The sequence below is a fragment of the Altererythrobacter litoralis genome (assembly GCF_036324225.1).
Taxonomy (GTDB): domain Bacteria; phylum Pseudomonadota; class Alphaproteobacteria; order Sphingomonadales; family Sphingomonadaceae; genus Erythrobacter; species Erythrobacter litoralis_A.
Genome location: NZ_JAZDQV010000002.1, coordinates 202,736 through 211,844 on the forward strand (window position 1 = coordinate 202,736; position 9,109 = coordinate 211,844).

A 9,109-nucleotide genomic window follows, 5' to 3' on the forward strand; every position below is an offset into this window, starting at 1 on the left:
CTTGGCCCAAGCTCGGCCAGCGAGATCGGGACAGCCGAAGACCGCTTGTCGGTTCCTGCCGCGGGCTGCTGCTTCATTACCCTCACCCCGATTGCCGCGTGGAAGAAATCCTCGCCCGGCCAATCGAAGCTACAATATTTCCTACGGCAAGTCTTCGAAGGCCTCGCCCGCCCCTGAGCCGGGACGGCATGCATTTCCATGCGAAACCGTCTATACAGCCTTGAGCGGCCAATAATGAGCGGGACGCGACCGGTTCCCCGCCCTCCCGAGCGGTGCCGCCCGAACGGGTAAGGGCAATCAAGGAGGAAAGGCGTGCAAATCGAAAACGGCACCTGGGTGGTCATCGCAGACGGCGAGAAGTTCCTGTTGCTGCACAATGCCGGCGACACGAAGTACATCAATCTCCAGCTCGTCGAGCATGAGCGGAACGACAATGCGCCCGCCCATGAATTGGCAAGCGACCGGCCCGGCCGTCGAAGCGACTCGACGCATCTCGTCGCGGGTGGCGGAAAGGCATGGGGCAGGAGCAGCCTTGAGGAAACCGATTGGCACAAGGTGGCCGAAGAGCGCTTTGCCGAACACGTCGCCGAGCGACTTGGCGAAGGGGTTTCGCAGGGGCGGTTCCAGAAGCTGGTGATGGTCGCCGATCCCCGCACATTGGGCAATTTGCGCCAAGCCTATGGTGCCGACCTGAAGTCTGCAGTCGTGGCAGAGATCGCCAAGGACCTGACCAACCATCCGCTCGACCAGATCGAGGCCATTATCACCGCATTTGACGAAGGTTAGGTCACGTCCGCGCTCGGCGCGGCCGCGCGACCTCGCTCAGATCGAATAATCGGGCAGTTCCTCGAAGGCGCGGCGCAAGGCGTCGCTCCATCCGCTCGAAATCGATCTGAAATAGGGATCGTCTTCGGGAATCCGGCGCAGGTGCAGCGGCTCGAATTTGCCTGCTTCCATCACCAGCAGGTCGAGCGGCATGCCGACGGAGAGATTGGCTTTGAGTGTCGAATCGAAGCTCACCATCAAAAGCTTGATCGCATCCTCGAAACTCATTCTTCGATCATAGGCGCGGATCAGGATCGGACGACCGTATTTGGTCTCGCCGATCTGGAAGAACGGCGTGTCTTCCGATGCCTCGATGAAATTGCCTTCGGGATAGACCAGGAACAGGCGCGGGGGCATGCCCGCGATCTGCCCTGCGAGGATGAAAGAGGCGGTGAAGGTGCCGCTGGCCTCCGGCGTATCGGAAGGCGTGCTTTCGCGGATTGTTTCGCGCAGGACCTCGCCCACCAGCGTCGCCACCTGGAACATGGTGGGCGCATCGAGCAGCGAATTGTGGCGCTCGCCCGGCGCCTTCCTGCGTTCCTCCAGCTTGCTGATCACCGCCTGGGTCGTCGCGAGATTGCCTGACGAAAGCAGCGTGATCAGGCGGCCTCCCGGCACCGACCAATGGTAGAGCTTGCGGAAGGAGGAGATGTAGTCGACGCCCGAATTGGTGCGCGTGTCGCTCATCAGCACAATGCCGCGATCCATCTGCAAGCCGACACAATAGGTCACGGCGAATTCTTCTTCGGAAAGCCTACGCTACTGTGCCGTGGTGTGCTGTTCAACAGAAAGGCGCACTTCGAGCGCGCTATCCCCAGCTCCGTAGGAAATGCCGGCGATCGGCGCGGCGTCCCTGTAGTCGCAGCCGGTCGCTACCCGCACATAACGTTCGTCGGGGCAGATGCCGTTCGAAACGTCGAAGCCGACCCAGCCGAGATCGGGCGCGAAGGCTTCGGCCCATGCGTGGCCCGCTTCCTGCTCGCTGCGATCGTCCATCATCAAATAGCCGCTGACATAGCGCGCGGCGATGCCAATCCCGGCAGCGGCACCACCAAGAACTGGTTCCACGATACTTACGGCATTCCCGCCTATACCTATGAGATCGCCGACAATGCCGATCGGGCGGGCACGCGAGATGCCGCACGTGCGCTTGCCGAAAGCCTGCCGTCAGCGCTGGAACTGGTCGCGCGCTAGCGGTCACTTCTCCGCGTCGAGCGAAGCCAAGGCGCGGGCGCCGCGGAAGGTCTGTTGCCCGACCAGTTCGAGCTGGAGCCTCGCAGGTTCTTCCAGGCATTCGCCTTCGGGCGAGAACAGCCCGTGATGGGTGCGGATCGTTGCCCCCATCGGGGTGGGCCAGCCGCGCAGCGCGTGGACTATGCCGCGCAGCGTCAGCAGTGTGCTCACCGAGGCCTGGTCGCCATAGGCGGTCGAAATGAGGCCGACCGCGCGCCCGTCGAGATAGGGGCGTTCGTCCTTCGCCAGATCTTCGAGATAATCGAGGGCGTTCTTGACCAGGCCCGAAATCGTGCCGTGATATCCGGGCGCGGCGATGATCACGCCATGCGCCCGCCGCACCGCCTCGACCAGTTCGACGCCGTGCTCGGCATCATGTCCGGTGCCGCGATAATGCGGCAGCTTGCCCAAATACTCTCCGCCGAAGATCGTCACTTCCGCCCCTTCGGCCTCGGCCTGCGCAGCGGCCAGCCGCAACGCCATTTCGGTGGTGTTGCCTGGGTTCACCGTTCCGCCGATGCCGACGATCCTGATGGTCATGCGCGAGCCTTCTCTCTGAGATATTCCGACAGCCGGGTCGTTTCTTCGGATGTAAAGCGCAGGCCCAGCTTGGTCCGGCGCCACAAAATGTCTTCGGCCGTCATGGCCCATTCTTCGTCGACGAGGAAGTCCACCTCGCGCTGGGTCAGTCCGTGGCCGAAATGTTGGCCGCACTCTTCCAGTGCCTGCGCATCTCCCAGAAATGCGAAGGCGCGCGTTCCATAGGCATGGATCAGCCGATCGGCCCAGAGCCGTTCGAGGAATGGATAGCGCGCTTCCAGTTCGGCGATTTGCGCCGCTGCTGCCCCCACCGGGAAGTCGCCGCCGGGCAAGGGCGCATGGTCGGTCCATTCGGGGCCGCCGAGCCCGGGCAACCGTTCTGCCAGCAGTTCGATCGCTTCCTGCGCCAAGTGACGATAGGTGGTGATCTTGCCACCATACACCGACAGGAAGGGCGCGCCTTCGTCCTTTTCGGACAGGTCGAGGGAGTAGCCTCGCGTCGCCGCTTCAGGCTTGCCCGAGCCATCGTCAATCAGGGGCCGCACCCCCGAATAAGTCCAAACTACGTCCGATGGCGTGACAGGGGCACGGAAAAAGCGGCTCGCCCCTTCGCAAAGATAGGCGATTTCTTCGGTACTGGCTTCGATGTGCTCGAGCCCGCCATGGTGGTCGGCATCGGTCGTTCCGATCAGGGTGAAATCGTGCTCGTATGGGATCGCAAAGAATATTCTCCCGTCGGGCAGCTGGAAGAAATAGGCGAATGGATGGTCGAACAGCTTGCCCACGACAATGTGCGAGCCGCGCACCAGCCGCATGTTGCGGTGAGCGGGCTCGCGCGCCAGACCGATCAGGTCCAGCACGGCGGGGCCGGCGGCATTAACGACGGCGCGCGCATGGAAAACCTGCCCATCGGCCTCGATCCGCCAATGCTCACCTTCGCGGGCAAGCGCGGAGACGCGGCAGCGGGTATGCACTTGCGCCCCGCGATCGGCGGCGTCGCGCGCGTTGAGGACCACCAGCCGGGCGTCATCGACCCAGCAGTCCGAATAGACGAATGCCTTGGTGAATTCGGGCTTGAGCGGCGCGCCAGCTGGGTGCGTTGAGAGCGAGATATTCTCGGTCTTCGGCAGCAGCTTGCGCCCGCCGATATGATCGTAGAGCAACAGCCCCAGCCGCACGAGCCAACGCGGGCGCAGGCCCGGAACATGCGGCAGCACGAAGCGGAGGGGCCAGGCGATGTGCGGCGCTATCGCCCACAGCCGCTCGCGCTCCGACAGGCTCTCGCGGACCAGGCCGAATTCGAAATGCTCAAGATAGCGCAAGCCGCCGTGGATCAGCTTGGTTGAAGCCGATGAAGTTCCGCCCGCAAGATCGCCCGCCTCAAGCAGCAGCACCCTTGAGCCGCGCCCCGCTGCATCGCGCGCGATGCCGCATCCGTTCACACCGCCGCCGATTACGGCCAGGTCGAAAATGTCGGTTCCGGTATCGGTCATTCAGTCGGTTTCAGCTTCGGAGCGGCACAATGTTTCAATCGGTAGCACGTTCGATGAGCAGATGTCGCGTATGTTGGCGCATGCGCGGGCTGAAATGACGGGAGTTCATCGGTGCGCTTCGCGGCACGACCTACTAGTTCATCGGCGGCGCTTCTTCCCTGTAATTTCAGCGAATAATATGACGCCCGGGCCCATTGGGGCTCGGTGGGCATGGGCCTTGGGTATCGACATGCGTGGCGTCATCGGGCAAGCAATTCGCGCCGCGATGTCGACCTGTCCAAGGTCCGTGAAGCGGTTGGGTGAGCAGCGAAGGTGTCGAACGGGTAATCAGGGCGTTGTGTCTCAGCCTTGCTCCGGGCCTATTCGCCCGGCGCCTGCAAATAAGCGATCACATCGGCGCGATCCTGGCCGTTCCTGAGGCCGGCAAAGGCCATCTTGGTGCCAGGGATCACCCGCCGCGGGTTCTCGAGATATTGGTAGAGCTTCTCGGGCGTCCAGGTGATGCCGCTGTTGGCATTTGCCGGAGTGTAGCTGTAGCCTTCGGCTATTCCGGCCGCATGTCCCACGATCCCCGCCAGCGATGGCCCTACGCGGTTCACGCCGGGTTCGACCACGTGGCACGAGCGGCACTGCATGAACACCTTTGCGCCAGCCGCGGGGTCGCCGGTGAAGTCGGCCAGCGTGGTGCCGTCGACAGTCGACACGTCGTCCGCAGCGGGCGCAGCAGGCGCTTCGCTTGCGACAGGCGCTGTTTCCGCAGGGGTAGCCTCGTTCGCGGTGCCTTCAGTGGCTGCGGGTTCACTCTCGCCGCCGCAAGCAGCAAGAAGCAGGGCGGCGGCGCTCGTTGCGAGGCCCAAGGTGGATTTCTTCAAATCGAGGCCCTTTCTCATCTTTGCCGGAACCAAGCCCTGTTCAACTCAAACGCCCGACTCGCCACTTTGTGCCTAACCACAAGTGATCTCGGTGATCTTCATCGCTTGATCATAGCGGACGTTCACCCGGTCCTCGCGATAATCCATCGTCCATGCGGAATTGGGCGGCCCCCAACGCAGCGTCCCCGCACCGCTGTCGCGCAGGATTGCCGCACCCATTGCGGCGCTGGCATCATGGCCGACGTGGCCCTGTGCGGCCTCCGCATTGCAAATGCCTGCAGAGCTGCCCGCGCCGGGCGTGGTGCAGGCGGCAAGCGTCACGAATATCGCGGGAAGTATCGATCTGGTCATAGCGCGCAAGGCTCCTTCTCAATTGCGGACGGGTTCACAATCGTCGCCTTCAGACACTTCTGCGGCCGCGGCAAATTCCTCGGCGCTCGGTGCAAGGCGCCTGACCAGGATGATGCCGCGCTCGGTCGGCGCGATTGCGGTTCCTGCGGCGGCCGCACCATCTTGCGGTGGCAGCAGCAGCACTTCGCGGGCCTCGCCGTCGCCGCGCAGCGTCAGGAAATTGTTGGTCTCGGCGTCGAAGAACGACAGCGAGGCGTAATTGGCATAGGGTGCCATGCGCACGCGCAGCCCCTGCGGCGCTTGCCTCATGTCGAACAGGCAGATCGAATAGGCTAGATCGGGCGAAGGGCGCACAACGGTCTGCGTCTGCGGGGTCGTACGCAGCGATCGGCTAAAAGCGTGAAGCGCGGTCCCGCGCTCCGAAAGCCGTTCCATCGCGCGGTCCATGATCATGCGCGGGGCGTAATGCAGAACCGCGATATGGGCGATGATCGCCAAGGCAAGGCCGGTCATGGCGGGGGCGAGCCATTTCCTCATGCGCTATCCCCTTCGCAATCGAGCCGCTCGATCACGGGCATCTCGATCATCTCTGCCGGCCGGTCGAGCACGCCTTCATCGGGCACATAGAGCCGCAGCGTCAGGTCGAAGCGACCGGCGTTGCGGCTGGAGATCCAGTTCTCGCCTTCGGCCGGCTTGTTCGGCGAAACGATGGCGGACCATGCGCCTTCGCCTGCCCGACTGGCGTCGAAGCTGAGCGCACCGTCGCTATTGTCCGGCAGGTAGCTCTCGGAATTGTAAAGCGTAACCGACCACCATTGCGACGGCATCGGCCCGCCTGACAGGCGATAGCGGCAGCGCTCGTTGAGCAAACCGCCATGATCATCCTGTTCGCGCGTGAAGTAGATCGCTTCGCTCTTGGCGAGTGCCAGCAAGCCATGCCTTGCGATCCTTGCGCGAACATAGGGCGAGGCATCGGCCGAGCCGGTCGTTAGGTCGCCGACCCAGCCGTGGATATCCAGTCCGGCGAAGCTGCGCGTTTCGCCCGGCAACAGGCCCGACATGGCAAGCGCGCTATATGCCCCGATCCCGATGCCGATCAGTCCGGCGACGAGGAAGGCAAGGGCGCGCTTCATCTATTCTCACCCCATTGTGGGGATGATGAAGGCGTTGGATCCGTCGCCGCCGCCGTCGGGCCAGCGCTGGGTGACCTTCTTGGTCTTGGTCCAGAACCTGAGGCCTTCCATGCCGTATTGGTCGATGTCGCCGAAGCCCGAGCGCTTCCATCCGCCGAAGCTGTGGTAGGCCACCGGAACCGGGATCGGCACGTTGATCCCCACCATGCCGACATTGACCCGGCTCGCGAACTCGCGCGCGGCATGGCCGTTGCGGGTGAAGATCGCCACGCCATTGCCATACTGGTGCTCGCTCGGCAGCTTGAGCGCGTCCTCGAAGTCCTTCGCACGCACGATCTGCAGCACAGGGCCGAAGATCTCTTCCTGGTAGCTCTTCATCTGCGGCGTCACGCGGTCGATCAGCGTGGGGCCGATGAAGAAGCCCTTCTCATGCCCCTGCAGACTGAAGCCGCGTCCGTCGATCACGATCTCGCCGCCCTCTTGCTCGGCAGTGGTGATCCACTGCTCGACCCGCGCCTTGTGCTCGGGGGTGACGACTGGGCCGTAATGCGCGTCCTTGTCGGTCGACACACCCACGCGCAGCGCGTTGATCGCCGGGATCAGCTTTTCGCGCAGCTTGTCGGCAGTGTCTTCGCCAATAGGAACCACCACCGGCAGCGCCATGCAGCGTTCACCCGCCGAGCCGAAGGCCGCACCGGCCAGATCGTTCACCACCTGGTCGAGATCGGCGTCGGGCATCACGATGCCGTGGTTCTTCGCGCCACCGAAGGCCTGCACCCGCTTCGCGTTCGCGGTGCCGCGCGAGTAAATGTAGTGCGCGATGTCGGACGAGCCGACGAAGCTGATCGCCGCGATATCGGGATGGTCGAGGATCGCATCGACCATTTCCTTGTCGCCATGCACCACCTGTAGCACGCCTTCGGGCGAACCTGCTTCGAGGAACAGTTCGGCCAGCCGCACCGGTACGCTGGGATCGCGCTCGCTGGGCTTGAGGATAAAGGCATTGCCCGCAGCACAGGCCATGCCGAACATCCACATCGGGATCATCGCGGGAAAGTTGAACGGAGTGATCCCCGCGCCGATGCCCAGCGGCACCCGCATCGAATAGACGTCGATCCCGGGCCCTGCGCTCGGCGTATACTCGCCCTTCAGCGCCTGCGGGATGCCGCAGGCATATTCGATCACTTCGAGCCCGCGCTGGATGTCGCCATGCGCATCCTCGACCACCTTGCCGTGCTCGCTTGCGAGCATCTCGGCCAGCGCCTGCTTGTTCGCTTCGACCAGCCGCTTGAACTCGAACATCACCCGCGCGCGCTTCTGCGGATTGGTCGCGGCCCAGGCCGGCTGCACCGCCTTCGCCGCTTCGACCGCACGCTGCAGCAGCGCCGCATCGCCCAGCGCAACCTCGGCCTGCACCTCACCCGTAGAGGGGTTCCATACCTGGTGCTTGCGGCCAGAAGACGGGCCAGCGCCGCCGACTATAAAATGATCAATCTGACGCATGAGTCCTGAGTCTCTCCTTCAGCAGACCCAATGGCGCGCAGGCACGCCTCTTGCAAGGGCGCTGTCCGATTGCGGGCTGCCAAGGGGTGATTGCGATTGACCGGCGAGCGCCGATTGTGCCAATGGCGCATCCCTGCCGCAAGCGATGCGTGCGGGTGTAGCTCAATGGTAGAGCAGCAGCTTCCCAAGCTGACGACGAGGGTTCGATTCCCTTCACCCGCTCCAGCTCTCGCGCCGAGCACGCCGGCTGTCAGCCATCATTCCAAGCCTCTGATTCAGAAAAGAAAAATCCGGGCGCCCAGTTCTTCTGGTGATGCCCGGCTTGGAACCCGAAAGGCTCTGATGCCATTTCTTAACCGCCTCTAGCGGGGGCGGTTCGATTTGGCTTGTCCCTCAATTGGGGGGCAGTGGAAAATTGTCAGGTAAGCCAGCGCGGGCGGTGCGCAGCTTCGCGATAATGCTTGCCCGGCGCGATCAATCCCAGCGACACCGCACGCACCGCCGCAGCCGTGCGATCGGATACGTCGAGCTTGGCGAAAATGCGCTTCACATAGCTGTCGACAGAGTTCTTCGAGATGCCGAGGATCTCCGCGATCACGGCATTCCTCTTTCCTTCGCCGATCCAGCGAATCACGTCGAGTTCGCGTTGCGACAGGTCGGGCACTTCCTCCTTGAAGGCGCCGACGAGGTCGCAATAGCGGTGAAAACACAACTGCGCCGCGACCTGGACCTGGCGCACCATTGCATCGTCGAGCGCTTCCGGATGGCTCGGCATGCCGACACCGACAAAGCCCGATCGTGCATAGGGACCGGTGCAATGCACCGCCACGCCTTCGCCCATCCCGACTTCGTCGAGTCTTTGGAGATAGGCCAATCCACATTCGTCGAGGCAAGCGATCGTTCCTGCATCAGACCAGCGGAAGGCGTTGCCGCGATTAAGCGCAAGGTTGGGCAAGGGATCGTCCCAGCGGCCGCTCTGCTTGTAGGCGGCCTCCCATTCCTTGGGAAAGCCGACGTTCCAAAACACGCGGCCCACACGCCGGTCAGCCACCACAGGGGCGACGAAATAGACGCCGCCGAATTCGATCGCCTTGAGCACTTCGTAGATCGCGCGGCGGAAGGCGACGAGCGTGCGCGCCTGCGCGATCTTCGCCATGGC

At 63.3% G+C, this 9,109-nt stretch carries 11 protein-coding genes, 1 tRNA gene and 1 pseudogene; 3 read left to right on the forward strand and 10 right to left on the reverse strand.

Annotated features, from left to right (window positions below; translation table 11 throughout):
• Positions 1 to 312: 312 nt before the first annotated feature.
• Positions 313 to 786: a baeRF12 domain-containing protein gene (locus VRS74_RS02845; protein WP_354143731.1), complete on the forward strand. Its 474-nt coding sequence runs from the start codon at positions 313 to 315 to the stop codon at positions 784 to 786.
• A gap of 36 nt (positions 787 to 822) precedes the next feature.
• Here the strand turns inward: VRS74_RS02845 and VRS74_RS02850 are convergent, their stop codons facing one another.
• Entirely contained in the window at positions 823 to 1,557 is a 735-nt protein-coding gene (locus VRS74_RS02850; protein WP_354143732.1) for a proteasome-type protease, read from the reverse strand.
• A 27-nt stretch (positions 1,558 to 1,584) separates the two neighbouring features.
• Positions 1,585 to 1,869 (reverse strand): annotated as a pseudogene (locus tag VRS74_RS02855) (transglutaminase-like domain-containing protein); the annotation flags it as partial.
• On the opposite strand from VRS74_RS02855, the gene VRS74_RS02860 reads away from it, so the two are divergent.
• Positions 1,789 to 2,019: a M14 family metallopeptidase gene (locus VRS74_RS02860; protein WP_354143885.1), complete on the forward strand. Its 231-nt coding sequence runs from the start codon at positions 1,789 to 1,791 to the stop codon at positions 2,017 to 2,019. The pseudogene VRS74_RS02855 and the gene VRS74_RS02860 overlap by 81 nt on opposite strands.
• Positions 2,020 to 2,022: 3 nt before the next feature.
• On the opposite strand, the gene VRS74_RS02865 is transcribed toward VRS74_RS02860, so the two are convergent.
• The 7 genes from VRS74_RS02865 to VRS74_RS02895 form a co-directional block, all read right to left on the reverse strand.
• Complete coding sequence (locus VRS74_RS02865; RefSeq protein WP_354143733.1) at positions 2,023 to 2,598, reverse strand: NADPH-dependent FMN reductase; 576 nt, start codon at positions 2,596 to 2,598, stop codon at positions 2,023 to 2,025.
• The gene (locus VRS74_RS02870) at positions 2,595 to 4,091 is read right to left on the reverse strand and encodes a glycerol-3-phosphate dehydrogenase (RefSeq protein ID WP_354143734.1); all 1,497 of its coding nucleotides are present in this window, start codon (positions 4,089 to 4,091) and stop codon (positions 2,595 to 2,597) included. The genes VRS74_RS02865 and VRS74_RS02870 overlap by 4 nt, the downstream gene beginning before the upstream one ends.
• A gap of 359 nt (positions 4,092 to 4,450) precedes the next feature.
• Positions 4,451 to 4,963: a c-type cytochrome gene (locus VRS74_RS02875; protein ID WP_354143735.1), complete on the reverse strand. Its 513-nt coding sequence runs from the start codon at positions 4,961 to 4,963 to the stop codon at positions 4,451 to 4,453.
• 72 nt (positions 4,964 to 5,035) lie between these two features.
• Entirely contained in the window at positions 5,036 to 5,314 is a 279-nt protein-coding gene (locus VRS74_RS02880) for an I78 family peptidase inhibitor (protein ID WP_354143736.1), read from the reverse strand.
• Between the two features lie 18 nt (positions 5,315 to 5,332).
• Positions 5,333 to 5,851 (reverse strand): DUF1254 domain-containing protein, encoded by a 519-nt coding sequence (locus VRS74_RS02885; RefSeq protein ID WP_354143737.1) that lies wholly within the window; start codon positions 5,849 to 5,851, stop codon positions 5,333 to 5,335.
• Positions 5,848 to 6,447 (reverse strand): DUF1214 domain-containing protein, encoded by a 600-nt coding sequence (locus VRS74_RS02890; protein ID WP_354143738.1) that lies wholly within the window; start codon positions 6,445 to 6,447, stop codon positions 5,848 to 5,850. Before VRS74_RS02890 ends, VRS74_RS02885 begins: the two co-directional genes overlap by 4 nt.
• A gap of 6 nt (positions 6,448 to 6,453) precedes the next feature.
• Complete coding sequence (locus VRS74_RS02895; protein ID WP_354143739.1) at positions 6,454 to 7,950, reverse strand: CoA-acylating methylmalonate-semialdehyde dehydrogenase; 1,497 nt, start codon at positions 7,948 to 7,950, stop codon at positions 6,454 to 6,456.
• 151 nt (positions 7,951 to 8,101) lie between these two features.
• Here VRS74_RS02895 and VRS74_RS02900 point away from each other — a divergent pair.
• Positions 8,102 to 8,175 (forward strand) — tRNA-Gly (locus tag VRS74_RS02900).
• Positions 8,176 to 8,368: 193 nt separating this feature from the next.
• Here the strand turns inward: VRS74_RS02900 and VRS74_RS02905 are convergent.
• A complete protein-coding gene (locus VRS74_RS02905; protein WP_354143740.1) occupies positions 8,369 to 9,106 on the reverse strand; it encodes a helix-turn-helix transcriptional regulator in 738 nt (245 codons plus the stop codon).
• Positions 9,107 to 9,109: the final 3 nt, after the last annotated feature.

Coding starts and splice junctions, on each gene's coding strand:
- VRS74_RS02865 (WP_354143733.1), bottom strand. CDS start 2,598: ATGACCATCAGGATCGTCGGCATCGGCGGAACGGTGAACCCAGGCAAC.
- VRS74_RS02870 (WP_354143734.1), bottom strand. CDS start 4,091: ATGACCGATACCGGAACCGACATTTTCGACCTGGCCGTAATCGGCGGC.
- VRS74_RS02880 (WP_354143736.1), bottom strand. CDS start 5,314: ATGACCAGATCGATACTTCCCGCGATATTCGTGACGCTTGCCGCCTGC.
- VRS74_RS02885 (WP_354143737.1), bottom strand. CDS start 5,851: ATGAGGAAATGGCTCGCCCCCGCCATGACCGGCCTTGCCTTGGCGATC.
- VRS74_RS02890 (WP_354143738.1), bottom strand. CDS start 6,447: ATGAAGCGCGCCCTTGCCTTCCTCGTCGCCGGACTGATCGGCATCGGG.
- VRS74_RS02895 (WP_354143739.1), bottom strand. CDS start 7,950: ATGCGTCAGATTGATCATTTTATAGTCGGCGGCGCTGGCCCGTCTTCT.
- VRS74_RS02905 (WP_354143740.1), bottom strand. CDS start 9,106: ATGGCGAAGATCGCGCAGGCGCGCACGCTCGTCGCCTTCCGCCGCGCG.